Origin of the sequence: Lysinibacillus sp. C5.1, assembly GCF_016350185.1 — a bacterium.
Taxonomy (GTDB): domain Bacteria; phylum Bacillota; class Bacilli; order Bacillales_A; family Planococcaceae; genus Lysinibacillus; species Lysinibacillus sphaericus.
Genome location: NZ_CP066226.1, coordinates 804,935 through 821,486 on the forward strand (window position 1 = coordinate 804,935; position 16,552 = coordinate 821,486).

15 protein-coding genes are annotated in these 16,552 nt (G+C 36.9%); 11 read left to right on the forward strand and 4 right to left on the reverse strand.

Annotated elements, in window-relative coordinates:
- Positions 1–57 precede the first annotated feature (57 nt).
- Positions 58–675 (reverse strand): CPBP family intramembrane glutamic endopeptidase, encoded by a 618-nt coding sequence (locus I5435_RS03665; protein WP_337983273.1) that lies wholly within the window; start codon positions 673–675, stop codon positions 58–60.
- Positions 676–755: 80 nt separating this feature from the next.
- Positions 756–944, reverse strand: a complete 189-nt coding sequence (locus tag I5435_RS03670) for a YkvS family protein (protein WP_024362262.1) — start codon at positions 942–944, stop codon at positions 756–758.
- A gap of 125 nt (positions 945–1,069) precedes the next feature.
- Here I5435_RS03670 and I5435_RS03675 point away from each other — a divergent pair, with 125 nt between their 5' ends.
- The 3 genes from I5435_RS03675 to I5435_RS03685 all read left to right on the forward strand — a co-directional run bounded on the left by I5435_RS03675 (position 1,070) and on the right by I5435_RS03685 (position 2,802).
- Positions 1,070–1,258, forward strand: coding sequence for a hypothetical protein (locus I5435_RS03675; RefSeq protein WP_025218704.1), 189 nt, complete (start codon positions 1,070–1,072; stop codon positions 1,256–1,258).
- A gap of 93 nt (positions 1,259–1,351) precedes the next feature.
- Positions 1,352–1,543: an aspartyl-phosphate phosphatase Spo0E family protein gene (locus I5435_RS03680; protein WP_024362260.1), complete on the forward strand. Its 192-nt coding sequence runs from the start codon at positions 1,352–1,354 to the stop codon at positions 1,541–1,543.
- 392 nt (positions 1,544–1,935) lie between these two features.
- Positions 1,936–2,802 carry an NAD(P)-dependent oxidoreductase gene (locus I5435_RS03685; RefSeq protein WP_024362259.1) on the forward strand — a complete coding sequence of 289 codons (867 nt, stop codon included), beginning with the start codon at positions 1,936–1,938 and terminating at the stop codon, positions 2,800–2,802.
- 180 nt (positions 2,803–2,982) lie between these two features.
- Here the strand turns inward: I5435_RS03685 and I5435_RS03690 are convergent, their stop codons facing one another.
- Positions 2,983–3,375: a DoxX family protein gene (locus I5435_RS03690; RefSeq protein ID WP_337983274.1), complete on the reverse strand. Its 393-nt coding sequence runs from the start codon at positions 3,373–3,375 to the stop codon at positions 2,983–2,985.
- 152 nt (positions 3,376–3,527) lie between these two features.
- Between I5435_RS03690 and I5435_RS03695 the strand changes: the two genes are divergently transcribed.
- From I5435_RS03695 to I5435_RS03720, 6 genes are all read left to right on the forward strand, one after another.
- Positions 3,528–3,848 (forward strand): winged helix-turn-helix transcriptional regulator, encoded by a 321-nt coding sequence (locus tag I5435_RS03695; RefSeq protein WP_024362257.1) that lies wholly within the window; start codon positions 3,528–3,530, stop codon positions 3,846–3,848.
- A gap of 212 nt (positions 3,849–4,060) precedes the next feature.
- The gene (locus I5435_RS03700) at positions 4,061–5,383 is read left to right on the forward strand and encodes an MFS transporter (RefSeq protein ID WP_024362256.1); all 1,323 of its coding nucleotides are present in this window, start codon (positions 4,061–4,063) and stop codon (positions 5,381–5,383) included.
- A gap of 69 nt (positions 5,384–5,452) precedes the next feature.
- Positions 5,453–6,355: a chemotaxis protein gene (locus tag I5435_RS03705; RefSeq protein ID WP_024362255.1), complete on the forward strand. Its 903-nt coding sequence runs from the start codon at positions 5,453–5,455 to the stop codon at positions 6,353–6,355.
- Positions 6,356–6,522: 167 nt separating this feature from the next.
- Entirely contained in the window at positions 6,523–8,100 is a 1,578-nt protein-coding gene (locus I5435_RS03710) for a Ppx/GppA phosphatase family protein (protein WP_337983275.1), read from the forward strand.
- The gene (locus I5435_RS03715; protein ID WP_024362253.1) at positions 8,066–10,222 is read left to right on the forward strand and encodes an RNA degradosome polyphosphate kinase; all 2,157 of its coding nucleotides are present in this window, start codon (positions 8,066–8,068) and stop codon (positions 10,220–10,222) included. Before I5435_RS03710 ends, I5435_RS03715 begins: the two co-directional genes overlap by 35 nt.
- A 53-nt stretch (positions 10,223–10,275) precedes the next feature.
- Entirely contained in the window at positions 10,276–12,288 is a 2,013-nt protein-coding gene (locus tag I5435_RS03720; protein ID WP_024362252.1) for an EAL domain-containing protein, read from the forward strand.
- A gap of 804 nt (positions 12,289–13,092) precedes the next feature.
- Here the strand turns inward: I5435_RS03720 and I5435_RS03725 are convergent.
- Positions 13,093–13,698 (reverse strand): TetR/AcrR family transcriptional regulator, encoded by a 606-nt coding sequence (locus I5435_RS03725; RefSeq protein ID WP_024362250.1) that lies wholly within the window; start codon positions 13,696–13,698, stop codon positions 13,093–13,095.
- Positions 13,699–13,933: 235 nt separating this feature from the next.
- Between I5435_RS03725 and I5435_RS03730 the strand changes: the two genes are divergently transcribed.
- Entirely contained in the window at positions 13,934–14,827 is an 894-nt protein-coding gene (locus tag I5435_RS03730; RefSeq protein WP_337983276.1) for an NAD(P)-dependent oxidoreductase, read from the forward strand.
- A gap of 15 nt (positions 14,828–14,842) precedes the next feature.
- Positions 14,843–16,360 carry a CoA-acylating methylmalonate-semialdehyde dehydrogenase gene (locus tag I5435_RS03735; RefSeq protein WP_229388675.1) on the forward strand — a complete coding sequence of 506 codons (1,518 nt, stop codon included), beginning with the start codon at positions 14,843–14,845 and terminating at the stop codon, positions 16,358–16,360.
- Positions 16,361–16,552 lie beyond the last annotated feature (192 nt).

Sequence of the window (16,552 nt, forward strand, 5' to 3'; positions counted from 1 at the left end):
GCCCTCCCTTTCTATATTAAACGCTAATAAAAGATAAAATGTTTCCAATTTTTTTTGTTATGATGTTAAAGGTAACACTAAAAACAATAATAAAACAAAAACAACATGGGCTACAATAACTAAAGGCATACTCTTGCGCCATTCATAGATAAAGCCCCAAATCAGGCTTGTTACAAGAGCTGCGATGATACCAAGCTTAAAACCGCTAAATGCAATCGAAATGGCACATAAAATTGCTGTTACAATAACTGCTAAAACAGGGCGCATAAAACGTTTTAATTGTTGTTGTACGTAGCCACGCCAAAATAGTTCTTCACCAATGGCTACAATGAAAACAAGGAAAATATAGTGCCATATATTTTGTGGACCGTAAACTGTTAAAAACTTTTGTACGGATTCTACTAGCCGATCATTTATAAATGGTGCGAGCCAATAACCAAAACGTATAATGCCATATGCGATTGTACCGTATCCGATGCCGAAAATCAGAAATTTCCACGTAGGCAATTGATCTTCGATTGTACCTGATAGAATAGCGATAGCTATACATACGAGCAGGGTAAATGCATACAAGTACCAAAATACAGCAGGATTAGCAAATGTAAAAGCAAGCATGCCATAAACGAATAATAAAGAAAGGAGAAGTATTATTGTTTGTTTCGAATTTGTAAGCATAATTCGACCTCCATACTTTAATTTTACCAAAAAAATAGTCCCTTATCATCTATAAAGACAAAAAGGGACTATTCAGAATATTAAGCTTCACTTGCGTATAAGATTTTGTAACGTTTATGGTTGACGACCGTTTTTTCTTCAATTTCAAGGGAATCAAAATTCTCCATATATGTTAAATCAACGATCACCGAATTTTCATTTACTTTTTCAACAATGCCTTGCAAACCATTTTTAAACTCGATAATATTTCCAACTTCAGCTATTTTCACAGACAGTCAGCTCCTTCATCGACTAATAATATACAGTTTGCATGAAAAAAAGGAAAACGTAAAGCCTTTTTTGAATAATTCATAATTTATTACACAAAATAAAGTAAGAGAAAGGATTGGAAAAAATGGAACAATATGAAACAATGCTTGAACAATTGCAAAATGGAGAAATCCAAAGTATCGAAATTCATAAAGAACAATTTTATGATTTTCGAGAAGTATTAGTAAAACACCCATTATTTAAACATTTTAGAGGTGAAGCAAAGCAAAATGGGATTATAATCTACACTTATTTGGAAATTCCTAGAAGCTAATTTGTCGAACATTGTCGGAACATAATGCTGTAAGAAATGAAATATAAATGTATAATAATGGTATGATTATTTGTATGTTGGAGGGTTGTATGAATGGTCAATCTACTCTTGAAACAAATGGAACAAACTCGTGAGATGATGATTCGCTCTGGTGTGGAAAACGGGTTACAGAATGCAAAAACCATTCAACTGAGTCGCAGACTAGATCAGTTAATGAATACTTATTATAGACAGACAACATTAGAAGAAGAAGATCAGGATGATTTGTTTCAGTATTCAGAGTAAAATTTTTTTAGATTAGATGATTAAAAGTGAATGTACTGGGGAATAATTATATTGAACACAGCAACATTCTCATTTCCCCCTTTAGAGCAGTGATTCCCATCACCTGCTCTCTTTTTTTTGCTTATTCGGTATATATGCAAGACAGACAAACTTTAGTACAAGTATTAAGAAGAGTTTGAATTATTGAACTGATTCAACTACACTAAGTACACATAAATAAAACTTACTACTATTCCCAATACCTTAGCTAATTTGAAATGTGTAAAAGGAATAATCGTATTGTCTTATTTTGAGAGCACATTTATTGTGAGCGGAAGGCGCGACTCGGTGCTTGTCTAAGAAAAGCGTCAGCTTTTAGCGTACTATTGATTCAAGTAAAGGAGTAATTACATATGGGAAAAGAGCGTATTGCATTTATCGGCACAGGTGTTATGGGTGCTAGTATTGTTAAACACTTACTGCAAAATGGCCATGAGGTGACGGTTTATACCCGTACAAAAGAAAAAGCAGAGCCCTTAATCGCTTTAGGAGCAAGTTGGGCTAGCTCCCCTGCAGAGGCTTTTAAAGAGAAGGATATAGCGCTAACGATGGTTGGTTATCCAGCAGATGTCGAGGAAGTTTACTTCGGTGAAAATGGCTTATTCCAAACTGCCAAGGCAGGTAATATTGTCATTGATATGACAACATCTGAACCAACTTTAGCGAAGAAAATATATGCGCATGCACAGACGTTAGGGATAGAAGCATTAGATGCTCCCGTATCTGGTGGAGATGTTGGGGCGCAAAACGGTACCTTGTCTATTATGGTAGGTGGTGACCAAATGACCTTTAATCGAGCTGTTCCAGTGTTGCAACAATTTGGTGCAAATATCGTGTATCAGGGAGAAGCAGGTGCCGGACAGCATGCAAAAATGTGCAATCAAATTGTCATTGCATCTGGCATGATTGGTGTGTGTGAGTCACTTGCCTATGGCTTAAAAGCTGGACTCGATTTATCTACTGTATTACAATCCATCTCTTCTGGTGCGGCAGGGTCTTGGTCTTTAAGTAATTTAGCACCACGTATGATTAAAGAAGACTATGCGCCAGGTTTTTATATTAAGCATTTCGTGAAGGATATGAAAATCGCTTTAGATGAATCAAAGAAAATGGGTATTTCTTTACCAGGGCTAGCATTAGCATATGAAATGTATGAAAAGCTGATCGAAGCAGGTTATGGTGAAAATGGTACGCAGGCTCTGCTAACGTATTATAAATAGTCAGCAATAGGGAAAAGTGTTAGATTGAGTAATCATCAATCTAACACTTTTTTTGCTATGTTGTTTGTCTGAGTGCTTGGCTCCACTTTTCGTGGTACCACCTTCTTAAATGAAACCGCCACAAAAAGTCTTTGAATCGCTCGTACCATTTTGAAAAACATCCATAGCATAGACAATTCTCTACTCTTTATTAAAAAGTTGAGAATCTAATGAGAAGCTAGAAGCTCCAGTAAGGGCAAAGTAAAGTGCTATCGCACCTAAAGCTAAGTCAAACTCATAGCCAGCCAAACCATTAGCGCCGATAAAACCAATGCTAAGTTTTGCTGTAAAGATAGCAACAATCATTGTAATGGTCAATAAAGCACCGAAGATTCTTGTTGCGAAACCTAAAATAATAGCAGCTCCACCGACTAATTCAATAATCGCAACGACATACGCCATAAAGCCTGGAATACCGAGACTATCAAAGAAGTCAGCCGTATAGCTAATGCCGCCTTGGAATTTTTGGAAACCATGAACTGCAAAAATAATGCCGAGAACGACACGTAAAATAGTTGAACCAATATTTTGCATAATGTAATAACTCCTTTTCTTTAACTTACATTTCGTAACTTAGTTTATTTTTAAAAATAACTTTTGTCAAGTAACTAAGTGTATTTTTCGAAAGGATTTTTAAAAAGTGATATACTCTTAAGTAGAACCTAGTAAAAAAGGAGGATAGTAACTTGAATCAAAAAAACATGTGTCCGCGATTTGAAAAAGCGCTTATGATATTGAACCATCGTTGGAATACGTTACTTATTTATCAGCTACTTGATGGTCCACAGCGATATTCCACCATTAAAAATCAGTTGAATATTAGCAGTCGTGTGTTAACAGAGCGATTAAAGGAGTTAGAAACCGAGGAAATCGTGTTACGTACTGTAATTCCATCTACTCCAGTCGTTATTGAATATGAACTTACAGAAAAAGGATATGCAATTACCCCTGTGCTAAAAGCTATTGAAGAATGGTCTAGTAAATGGGTAACGATTGCTGAGGAATGATAGAAAAGATATTCAAGCGAGGGGCTTGAATATCTTTTTTGTTTTTAGGGACAAATGGAGGTAAGGTGTCAACCAATTTATGGCCATTTGGCAGTTATGTTTCACTAGAATTACTGATATATTGTAAATAATATTAATTTTCTTTTAAAAAAGGTATTTTTTATTATAGAGAGAAATTAATTGATTATTATAGAGATTGGAGGGAGGGTTTTATGAAGAAGGGTACAGCGATAGACGTACAACATCGAAATCAGTTAGCCATATATTTATCTTTGCCAATACTATCATGGGCATTTTACGATTTTGCTAATACGATATTTTCGTCAAATATTAATACAATATTTTTTCCATTTTATATGGATGAAGCATTAGGTACGAATGAGGTAATGCAACAGGTAGCAAGTACATTTATTTCGTATGCCAATGCCATAGCCAGTTTTTTCTTAGTAGTCTTTTCACCACTTTTTGGTGTCTGGATTGACCAAACGGGCTATAAAAAGAGATTTATAGTTTGGTTTGCATCAATATCTATTCTATTTACCTTTATGATGGGGATTTTTGCAAATTTACAGACGACAATCAATTACTCAGGTGTACCTCTTAGCTTATTTTTAGTTGTTGCAAGTTTTGTGATAGCGAAGTTTTTCTTTAATTCGAGTCTCGTATTCTATGATTCGATGATGAGTGATTTAGGAACAAAAGAAGAAATGCCTCTTATTTCCGGTTATGGTGTAGCAATTGGTTATTTAGGCACACTTTTTGGATTGCTTGTTTATTTATATGTAGGAAGCAGTGATTTCCATCGCGCTTTTATACCAACGGCGATTTTGTATTTATTATTTTCATTGCCTTTATTTTTCATTAATAAAGATACACCGATCCCAAAAGAGCAACGTAAGACAACTCATTTTTTTGAAGGCTATAAGGAAATTATTAGTACATTTAAGGATATGAAACAGTATAAGGCAATCTTTACTTTTATGATTGCGTACTTCTTTTTAAATGATGCCATTGCCACGACCATTGCGATGATGGCGGTATATGCCACAACCATTGTCGGGTTTACTTCAGGTCAATTTATCATCCTTTATTTAGTATCCACCGTATCGACAATTATTGGTTCACTGGCATTTGGCTATATTACAAAAGCAATTGGAGCGAAGAGAGCGATTACCATTGTTGCTTTTATCATGATTATCGCTTTAACATTTGCTGTCTTTGCAACCGAGCAATGGATGTTTTGGATTGCAGGTAGTATGTTCGGTATTTCATTAGGTTCTATGTGGGTGACATCGAGAACATATATTATTGCGCTATCCCCAGATAACAAGAGAGGCCAGTTCTTTGGGTTATTTGCTTTTTCTGGGAAAGTTTCGTCAATAATAGGCCCCGCAGTTTATGGAACAGTCACATTATGGATGAAGGATTATGGTACTTTAGCAAGTCGAGTGGCATTATCAACATTAATATTAATGACAGTAATTGGTCTATTGGTGCATCTAAAAGTTAATGATAAAAATGGAAATACCAAGTAGGAGAATTGTATCGCCTATGATACAATTGAATTATAAATTGATGTTGAAATAGAAAGGAGCGGGGTTGCTTTGGAACATAAGGGCATATTATTAGAAAGTGGCACAAATGAGCTAGAAATCGTTGAATTTGAAGTAGCTAACAATAAATTTGGTATTAATGTTATTAAAGTAAAAGAAATTATTCAACCTATTCCAGTAACGTTTATTCCACACGCGCACCCGCATGTAGAGGGAATTATTCAATTAAGAGGCGAGGTATTACCGGTAGTAGATATGCTACGAGTACTAGGAATACAAAGCACAGAACGTAATCCGCAACAAAAATATATTGTTGCTGAGTTTAATAAACAACGAGTTGTTTTCCATGTCGATAATGTGACGCAAATTCACCGTATTTCATGGGATCAAATCGAAAAGCCTTCTGATATGTATCAGGGTGGGACTTCACAAGTAATCGGTGTTATTAAGCAAAATGAGCAAATGATTTTATTGCTAGATTTTGAGAAAATCATGGTTGATATTAACCCTGAATCGGGTATTAATGTAGAGTCCGTGAAAAAGCTTGGTAAACGTGAACGTTCTGAAAAACGCATTTTAATTGCTGAAGATTCACCATTATTACGTAAATTATTATTTGATACGATGAAGGAAGCCGGTTATGAGAATGTAGAGTTCTTTGAAAATGGTCGTGATGCTTATGAATATTTAGATTCATTAGCGAAAAGTGGCAATAATGTTACAGAGCACATTCAATTAGTTGTAACAGATATTGAAATGCCACAAATGGATGGTCACCATCTTACACGAAAAATTAAAGAGCATCCTGATTTACAAAAGCTGCCGGTCATTATTTTCTCTAGTTTAATTACTGATGATCTTCGCCATAAAGGTGATCAAGTAGGTGCTGAGGACCAAATTAGTAAACCTGAAATTGCCGAACTAATTTTACGTGTCGATCAACTTATTTTATAAAGCTAGCGAAAAAGGAACTTCACAATACTAATAATTGGTATCCTGAAATATTAATACAAACGAAAGTCGGATACCTTTTTGGTTCCGACTTTTTTTGTATAATGAGGATGCTTTTAACACAAAATAAAAAGACCACCACCTATTGTCCTGTGAAGGAAGTGAATTATTTGGATGAATTAAAAACGGCCATTATTGATATTGGCTCGAATACAATACGATTGGTACTATATCAGTATGATAATGAAGAAGGTCTTCGAGAACTTGGAAATATAAAAACGGTTGCGCGTTTACGAACATATTTGCAACCGTCAGGAGCCATGTCCGAAGAAGGTATTCGAGTACTAACAGAAACGTTGTTAACATTTAAAGCAATGCTTGATGATTTTGAAATTGTCGATGTGAAAGCAGCTGCAACAGCCGCCATTCGTCAAGCGACGAATAGAGACCAGATTATTGCTTTAATGAAGGAGAAAACGGGCGTACAGATTGAGCTTTTGTCTGAAGAGGAAGAGGCGTATTTCGGTTATGTTGCTGTAGCCCATTCAATCGGTACTCTGTCTGCTGTAACGATTGACATGGGGGGAGGAAGTACAGAAATAACATTATTTAAAAATAAGGAACTAGTTGAATCATTTAGTTTTCCTTTTGGAACGGTGTCATTAAAGCAACGTTTCGTAAAGGGTGACATTATGAATAGTGGTGAGAAGAAAGAACTGGTTGCTTTTGTTAAGGAGCAGTTCAAATCACTACCTTGGATTCAACAAGTGGGATTACCGATTATTGCAATTGGTGGCAGTGCGAGAAATATCGCGCAAGTTCATCAGCAACGACAGCAATATCCTATTGCGAGTGTGCATGGCTATGAAATATCTAAAGAAGATTTAGATCAGCTTGGTGCGTTTTTAGGAAATTTAAGTTTTCAAGAACTAAAACATTTGGATGGGTTATCAACGGATCGTGCTGATATTATTGTACCCGCCTTAGAAGTGTTCCGCGTACTTATGGATATTGTAGGTAGTGAGGTCTTCCAGTTAACGAAAAAAGGTTTACGGGAAGGGCTGATTATCCATCGTATTTTACAAGAAGATGAAGATGCTTTTGACAAATATAATGTCTTTGAGGGAAACGCTAGAAAATTAGCTCGACAATATGGACGTTCAGAGGGAGAAGTTGATTATTTAATGCATTTAGCAGATCAACTTTATCGTGCGTGTTGCCATTTGAATTATTTACAATTTGATGAAAATGATTTGCAGTTACTAAGAAAGGCAGCAAAGATTTTTAATATTGGGGAATATATTGAGTTAAGCTCCGCTAGTCAACATACGTTTTATTTAATTGCCAATCAATCAATTGATGGTTTGAATCATAAAGAGCGTCTAAAATTAGCACTTTTAGCTTCATATAAAAATAAAGATTATTTTGAACGATTTGCGGCTCCTTTTACCGAATGGATGAGTCGTGAAGAGTATCGCAAAATGCGCGAATTCGGCACGTTGTTAAAATTTGTCTATGCATTAAATGTTTCAAAAAGAAATATTGTACATGCGATTGAAATGCAACCTTTAGACAATTATGTTCAGCTTAACGTATACGTCAAAAAAAATGCTGCTGCTGAAAAATATCAAGCAAATCGGCATAAGAAACATCTAGAAAGTGCTCTAAAGATACCAATAAAAGTAAACTTCATTGAAGAAGGGTGGAACCAAGATGACAACAGAAGTAACAAACAATCGATTACATGAAGAAGAATTTTCAGAATCACATAGCCGTTTACTAGAAGAAATAGCAAAACCTCAATATTATAATAACCGCGAACTAAGCTGGTTAGCGTTTAATGAACGTGTATTAGAAGAAGCAGAGGATATCAATAATCCTCTGCTAGAACGCCTGAAGTTTTTAGCGATTTTTAGCTCCAATTTAGATGAATTTTTCATGGTGCGTGTGGCAGGACTTCAGGACCAAGTGCGTGCAGGCTTCCATAAGGCTGAGAATAAGTCAGGCTTAACACCAAAAGAGCAATTAGCGAAAATTGCTGAACGTACGCAAGCTTTAGTGCGCAGACAAACAGAAGTATATCGTCACTTAATCTACGATTTACTACCACAGCACAATGTACATATTGCAGACATGAAAGATTTAAATAGTACGCAAAAGGCGTTTATCAATGAAATGTTTGCTGAAACCATTTTCCCAGTTTTAACACCTGTAGCAGTAGATGCTTATCGACCATTTCCAACCTTGCTTGGTAAAACATTAAATATACTTGTCCTATTGGAACAAGATGAAACAGATTTAGAAAGCCGTGAAAAGGTTGCCATAGTGCAAGTACCATCTGTTTTGGATCGCTATATTAAAGTGCCTTCTGCTGAGGGTGAGACAGTGATTGTTCTACTTGAAGATGTTATTGTCGCTCATATCGAAAAGCTTTTCTATGGCTACAGTGTGAAATCGGCACAGGCTTTCCGTCTAACACGTAATGCAGATTTAACGATTCATGAGGAAGGTGCCCGTGATTTACTGGTAGAAATTGAAAAAGAGCTTAAAAAACGTAAATGGGGTGTCGGCAGCCGCCTAGAAGTACGTGTAGGGGAAATGAATGATGAGGTACTTGCATACTTACTAGAAGAATTTGAAATCGAGGAGACAGATGTTTTTCATATTGACGGTCCGCTCGATTTAACATTTATGTTCTCATTTGTAAAAGGTATAGCTGTTGGACGGGAGCATTTAGAGTATGAAAGCTTTATTCCACAGCCACCTTTAGATTTACAGTCAGATGAAAATATTTTTGAAAAAGCATTGCAACAGGACATTTTTTTCCATCATCCATATGAATCATTTGCACCGATAGTGGACTTTATTTCAGAGGCTGCTGTTAATCCGAATGTACTGGCAATCAAGCAAACACTATATCGAGTTAGTGGGAATTCTCCAATTATACAAGCATTAAAACTCGCAGCTGAAAACGGTAAACAAGTGACTGTTTTAGTAGAGTTAAAAGCACGTTTTGATGAAGAAAATAATGTGCATTGGGCAAAACAACTAGAGCAAGCAGGCTGTCTTGTTATTTATGGTATGAATAATTTAAAAACGCATTCCAAAATAACATTAGTTGTAAGTCGTCGTAATGGCAAGATTGAACGTTTTGTTCATCTTGGAACAGGAAATTATAATGATGCAACTGCAAAAATTTATACAGATATGGGCATCATAACATCAGACAAGGAATTTGGAATTGATGCCACGAACTTTTTTAATTATTTAAGCGGCTATACGGAAAAACCTACATTTAATCATTTAGTCGTTGCACCATTTGATATTCGCGATGAATTTATTCGTTTAATGGATGAGGAAATAAGCTGTCATAAGAAATACGGAAATGGATTTATTCGTGCCAAAATGAATTCATTGACGGATAAGGATTTAATGATGAAGCTTTACGAAGCATCTATTGCTGGTGTAAAAGTCGAGCTTATTATACGGGGGATTTGCTGCATACGCCCAGGTATTCCAGGCATTAGCGAAAATATAACCGTTACAAGTATTGTTGGCAGGTTCCTTGAACATTCACGCATCTATTGGTTCCATCATAATGGTGAGAATAAGGTTTACTTATCCTCAGCAGATATGATGACCCGGAATATGATTAAACGCGTTGAAATTCTTTTCCCTGTCTATTCAATTGAAGCAAAAGCTCGTATTATGGATATTATGAATAAACAACTTGAGGATACAGCAAAGGCTCGTATCCAAGATTCCAATGGGAAATATCATTACAAAGAATTTGATCGCAGCGAAGACCCTATTAATAGTCAGGAAATTTTCTTAAAGGATGCTCTAAAGCCTACGCTAGATGAGGAATAAATAATAAGCGTCTTAGACGACTAGAGTAAACACGCTACCTAGAGAGGGATATAATGAAAAAATATAGAAAGAATGTAGCGCAATTCACAAACTATCGACAGTTGGCACTGCTTAATCCGTTCGATGCAGTAGTATGCTTAAAACAAGCTGATGATGGGGATTTTGAAATCGTTTATTATAACGACAAACTACCATTAGCTATAGCGTTGCAGGATGAGAAAGCAACGACAGCAAAGCAATTTTTTAACAAGCAATGTTGGCAACAATTATGGAAGATAATACAACAGGAATTTAACATTGCTCGTAAGATTGCGCTTTATTCAGAGACTGAGCAAATGCAAAAATCGTTTGCCGTAAGTGTACAGCAAATAGAGCCATCTATAATAGCTGTTATTTTACGTGAGGAACAGCGTGATACGAAGCCATATTTGCAATTTGTTGAACAACATGTATGTCCAATATTAACGACTGATTTACAAGGTCGTATTGTTCATCAAAATGTTACCGCTACGTCTTTATTGTCGAGAGAACATCACAGCCTTATAGGACTTGATATTTTTTCATTATTAGAGTGTAACTATGTAAACGAAGTCCAATTATTATTTGCTAAAACGATTGAAGGCGCTACATTGGATATGCCAAAATGTTTATTTAAGGGTAACCTACTAAGTAATGAACCATTTTATTTGCGTACACATCCAACATATTTTAATGGTGAAATAATTGGGGTACATTTTTTCGTTAGAGACGCGAACTTATTTAAGAGTTATCATGATTCCTTTTACTATTTAGCCTTAACGGATGAATTGACTGGTATTTGGAATCGAAAAGCTATTAAAGAGCATTGGCTACAACATTTGAATGATAAGCAAAGTGAACATCAACAAGCAACCATTCTTTTAGTCGATATTGACCGTTTTAAAAAATTTAATGAGTCTCTTGGTGAAAGTAAGGGTGACGAACTTTTGCGAATGTTTTGTCATAGGCTTCGTGAATTTTGTTACGCGCAATGCTCGCTCTATCGCTATAATAGTGATGAATTTATTTTTATTTTAAAAGATGCCACTATAGACAAAATAGAGCAATTGGCGAATGCCATTTTAGATTCGTTAAAACAGCCATTTATGATTGATGATCAGGAGTATTTTATTAGTGTTTCCATTGGTATTTCTTTAAGCCCAGCAGATGGTAAGGATTTGGAGACTCTCGTACGAAAGGCTGATCAAGCTTTATTCTCTGCTAAAGAGCACGGACGTTCACATTACCGCTATTATCGTGAAGATATGACAAATGTTTTTCCAAATGAGGCATTGATGGAGGCACATTTAAGACGGGCCATTGAATTTAATGAACTAAGTATTCATCTACAACCACAGATGAATTTAAACGATAATAGCATTAATAGCTTTGAGGCGTTATTACGATGGAATAATCGGAAATTTGGCTTTGTATCCCCTGCACAGTTTATACCGATTGCTGAAGCAACAGGCTTAATTGTAGAAATTGGTGATTGGATTATTAATGAAGTTTGTCGCTATCAAAAGGAATGGCGTGCCAAGGGCTATCGTCCAGTCAGGATTGCCATCAATATATCGCCCAAACAATTTAGAAAAGAAAACTTTGCTCGTAAAATTAAAGCAACGTTGAAAAAATATAATGTATCGCCACATTTAATTGAAGTGGAAATTACCGAAAGCTCCATGACGAATGTGCATGAAACATTTTCAATTTTAACGGAGTTAAAGCAGCTAGGTGTTTATGTGTCGGTTGATGATTTTGGTACGGGCTATTCTTCACTTAGCTATTTGAAACGTTATCCAATCGATATCATTAAAATTGACCAATCGTTTATTGCGGATATCGAAAAAGATGATAAAAATGAGGCAATTATTAAAGCCATCATTTCGATGTCTCATAATTTAGGGCTTGAAGTAATTGCAGAAGGAATAGAGGAGCCATCACAAGTAGCGTTTTTAAAGCGTCATCGTTGTCAAAAAGGACAAGGGTACTTATATAACAAACCATTACCTGTTGAAACGATTGTGGCCCAATATTTTGTAGGATAATAAAGCAAGTTATCGCGAAGAGGAGCGTTTATCTGCATGGTAGAAATACTTGAGCGGAGTGGAGAGAAATACCCGCGAAGCAGAGTGATACCCGCGAAACGGAGTGGAATACCCGCGGAGCAGAGCGAAATACCCGCGAAGCAGAGCGAAATACCCGCGTAGCAGAGTGATACCCGCGGAGCAAAGTGAAATACCCGCGGAGCAAAGTGAAATATCCGCGGAGCAGAGTGAAATACCCGCGAAACGGAGTGAAATATCCGCGAAGCAGAGTGAAATACCCGCGGAGCAGAGTGAAATACCCGCGGAGCAGAGTGAAATACCCGCGAAGCAGAGCGAAATACCCGCGAAGCAGAGCGAAATATCCGCGAAGCAAAGTGAAATACCCGCGAAGCAGAGCGAAATATCCGCGGAGCAAAGTGAAATACCCGGGGAGCAGAGCGAAATACCCGCGAAGCAGAGCGAAATACCCTCGGAGCAGAGTGATACCCGCGGAGCAAAGTGAAATATCCGCGGAGCAGAGTGAAATACCCGGGGAGCAGAGAGATACCCGCGAAACGGAGTGAAATACCCGCGAAGCAGAGTGAAATACCCGCGAAGCAGAGCGAAATATCCGCGAAGCAGAGTGATACCCGCGGAGCAGAGCGAAATACCCGCGAAACGGAGTGAAATATCCGCGAAGCAGAGTGAAATACCCGCGAAGCAGAGCGAAATACCCGCGGAGCGGAGTGAAACAGACAAAAGGCATCAAGAAAATCTTTTTCTTGATGCCTTTACTATTGCTATTGCTTTTCTAAGCAAATTAACTTATTTCTTTAATCCGTTTAAAACAACTGCTGTAAAATGTGCCATCTGTGCAACTAAATCAAATTCCTCATTATGAATTAACCAATCATAAACATTGGCTCTCATGCAACGCTGTATAATTTGTTGCATTTGTACCGCTTGTAAATCGTTAACAAACTCTCCTTGTTGAATACCCTCTTCAATATAAGTGTTAATAATTTGAAAGATTTTGCGCTGAGGACTAATTAAATAATGATTTTGTTCTACTTGATTCGTCATGGCAGCCGTATACACTGTTCTCAATAAATCTTTGCCAACCACGTTTGTTAAATACAACATTTGCTCCTTATAAAGCAAAAGAATTTTCTCACTTGCTGACAATGATTGATCAATATTTTTTTCGACAGTACTGTAAAAGCTATCAAGCTCCTCAAATTTTTCCAAAATAACATCGTATTTGGATGGGAAATGGGTATAGAAAGTGCCCTTGGAGACTTTACATGCTTTCGTAATTTGTTCAACAGATACATGTTCAAATCCATGTTTATTAAATAAATCTAAAGAAGTTTTCAGTAATTTTTCTCGAGTTTCTAATGCCTTTTTTTGGCGAGTAGTTAACGAATTCATGCCCATCTGCCTCCGTAATTAAAATATCCTATAATAATAATTGCAATATTTATTCAGAAAATAGAAAATTTTTTGATTGACGAGTGATATTATGTTTGTTTATGATTTAAATGACCACAGTCAGTGACCGCGGTCATTAAGAGTATCTCGTTATTAATGTTACGATAAAAACGTAAAGTTGGCTAGTGGATCAGTTAGCTTATTTACGTAATTCATGGGAAATGGGGGAGCTCAAATGAAAGACAAGTTAGGTTTTATCGGCTTAGGCAATATGGGGTTACCGATGTCCATTAATTTACTTCGTGCAGGTTATAAAGTGTATGGCTTTGACACGAATGCGAAAGCAATGGAGCAATTCATTGCAGAAGGTGGTATTGGTTTAGCAACATCGCAAGCAGTTGTAAAGCAAAGCGAAGTAATTATGACCAGCTTGCCAACTCCACAAGTTGTTGAACATGTCTACACATCAGAAGATGGGATTTTGCAACATGCTAAGCAAGGAAGTTTACTAATAGACTTTAGCACTGTAAATCCTGAATTAAATGATTCGTTACATAAAAAGGCGCAATCATTAGGGTTACGTTATTTAGGAGCTCCGGTAAGTGGAGGTGTTATTGGTGCTATCAATGCCACGTTAACAATTATGATAGGTGGAGAAGAAAAGGATTACCAAAGTGGCGTTGGAATTTTCGAAATAGTAGGAAAAAATATTTTTCATCTTGGCACATCTCCGAGTGTAGGGACACGTATTAAATTACTGAACAATTTAATGATTGGCTTTTATACGCAAGCTGTTGCAGAAACGATTGTACTTGGAGAAAGTATGGGAGTGGCAGCAGATACGCTCTATGAAGTATTAAGTAATAGTTATGGTCAAAGTCGGATTTATGAGCGTAATTATTTAGAATACATGAAAAATGAAAATTATGAACCTGGCTTTTCTACGAATCTATTACTAAAAGATTTACGATTGGCAAAAAATATGGCTGATGAAGCAGGTGTGCCCCTTCTAATTGGTGAACAACTGGTCAATCTGTACAATGATATATCAGCAGAAGGCTTTGGTGAAAACGACATGTCTGCTGCTTATTTAAGTCTTAAAGAAAAGTGCATGATGAAACAAAATTAAAGGAGGAAAACAGTTATGACAACAGCACAACAAGTAAAAACATTAACACATTTTATTGGTGGAGAAATGATTGAGGGAAAAAGTGGTCGTTACGGTTCAGTTTATAATCCTACAACAGGTGATGTTATTGCAAAAGTACCGCTAGCAACAGTAGAAGAGACACGTGAGGCAATTGTCAAAGCACAGGCCGCCTTTCCAAAATGGCGTGATACGTCAGTAGCTAAACGTGCAGAGGTAGTATTAAAATTTCGCAATCTAGTGACAGATAATATGGAAGAATTATTACAAATTATTTGTACGGAAAGTGGTAAAACGATTGATGATGCGAGAGGTGAAATTACACGAGGCTTAGAATCCGTCGATTTAGCAATTGGGGCTCCTCATTTAGTAAAGGGCGAATACTCTGTAAATGTTGGTGGTCAAATTAATGCCTACTCTGCTAAATATCCGCTAGGTGTGGTAGCGGCAATTTCGCCATTTAACTTCCCTATTATGGTGCCATTAGCGCAAACAAGTATGGCGATTGCTGTAGGGAACGCAGTTGTTTTAAAGGCTTCAGAGAGAGTACCAATGACCGCGTTATATGTAAGTGAGTTATGGAAAAAAGCTGGTTTACCAGATGGTATTTGGACAGTCGTAAATGGCGATAAAGATGCGGTTAATGAGCTATTAGAAAACCCAATTGTGCAAGCGATTTCATTTGTAGGTTCTACGCCTGTTGCTAAATATATTTATGAAACTGGCTCAAAATATGGTAAACGTGTCACTGCTTTAGGTGGTGGTAAAAATAATATGGTCGTAATGCCTGATGCAGACCTTGAGCAAGTGGCAAATGCATTTATTGGAGCGGCCTATGGAGCAGCTTCTCAGCGTTGTATGGCCATTTCAACAATCATGCCAGTGGGCGAAGAAACCGCAGATCGTTTAGTAGCCATCTTAAAAGAAAAAATTGCAGCATTAAAAGTAGGGTCTTATACGGAGAAAGATACTGATTTTGGCCCGGTTATTTCACAGCAATCAAAAGAAGCGATTCTTGCTGCAATTCATAAAGGAGAAGCAGAAGGGGCGACTGTTGTTTGTGATGGACGTGAGCTAGCGATTGTAAACGAATCAAAAGGCTTCTTTGTCGGTCCAACATTATTAGATCATGTAACACCAGGAATGGAAATTTATGAGCAAGAAGTATTTGGTCCTGCTCGCAATGTAGTGCGTGTTGATTCGTTAGAGGAGGCAATACAGCTAATTAACGAGCATGAGCTTGGCAATGGTGTCACAATTTTTACCAATGATGGACTTGCAGCACGTAAATTTACTACAGAAATTGATGTGGGGATGGTAGGGGTGAATGTACCAATTCCTATTCCAGTTGGTTACCATAACTTTGCAGGATTTAAAGGCTCTCGATTTGGAGAAGGGCATATGTTTGGCCCAGATCAGGCACGTTTCTTTACGAAAACAAAAACAATATCAGAGCGTTGGGTGACGAATACTGAAACAGCATCTACATTTGCATTTCCAAGTAATAATGATTAATGACATAGAGAGCCTTAACGTATGTTAAAGACCGCAGGCGGACGCTAAAAAAGTAATCGGTGCTAGCTAGCAGATAGTGTCCGTCTGTAGCCCAACATATTGTTTACAATGCTGTGTGTACAGAACGTTTTAAGAAGTAATGGAAGTCAAGTGACTAAGCGCAGAAACGATAGAAATGAAGGTATACAGGCA

What these genes read in the sequence shown, in the direction of transcription:
- I5435_RS03665 (WP_337983273.1), bottom strand. Translation starts at nt 675, where the DNA reads ATGCTTACAAATTCGAAACAAACAATAATACTTCTCCTTTCTTTATTA.
- I5435_RS03700 (WP_024362256.1), top strand. Translation starts at nt 4,061, where the DNA reads ATGAAGAAGGGTACAGCGATAGACGTACAACATCGAAATCAGTTAGCC.
- I5435_RS03675 (WP_025218704.1), top strand. Translation starts at nt 1,070, where the DNA reads ATGGAACAATATGAAACAATGCTTGAACAATTGCAAAATGGAGAAATC.
- I5435_RS03715 (WP_024362253.1), top strand. Translation starts at nt 8,066, where the DNA reads ATGACAACAGAAGTAACAAACAATCGATTACATGAAGAAGAATTTTCA.
- I5435_RS03735 (WP_229388675.1), top strand. Translation starts at nt 14,843, where the DNA reads ATGACAACAGCACAACAAGTAAAAACATTAACACATTTTATTGGTGGA.
- I5435_RS03685 (WP_024362259.1), top strand. Translation starts at nt 1,936, where the DNA reads ATGGGAAAAGAGCGTATTGCATTTATCGGCACAGGTGTTATGGGTGCT.
- I5435_RS03690 (WP_337983274.1), bottom strand. Translation starts at nt 3,375, where the DNA reads ATGCAAAATATTGGTTCAACTATTTTACGTGTCGTTCTCGGCATTATT.
- I5435_RS03730 (WP_337983276.1), top strand. Translation starts at nt 13,934, where the DNA reads ATGAAAGACAAGTTAGGTTTTATCGGCTTAGGCAATATGGGGTTACCG.
- I5435_RS03725 (WP_024362250.1), bottom strand. Translation starts at nt 13,698, where the DNA reads ATGAATTCGTTAACTACTCGCCAAAAAAAGGCATTAGAAACTCGAGAA.
- I5435_RS03680 (WP_024362260.1), top strand. Translation starts at nt 1,352, where the DNA reads ATGGTCAATCTACTCTTGAAACAAATGGAACAAACTCGTGAGATGATG.
- I5435_RS03720 (WP_024362252.1), top strand. Translation starts at nt 10,276, where the DNA reads ATGAAAAAATATAGAAAGAATGTAGCGCAATTCACAAACTATCGACAG.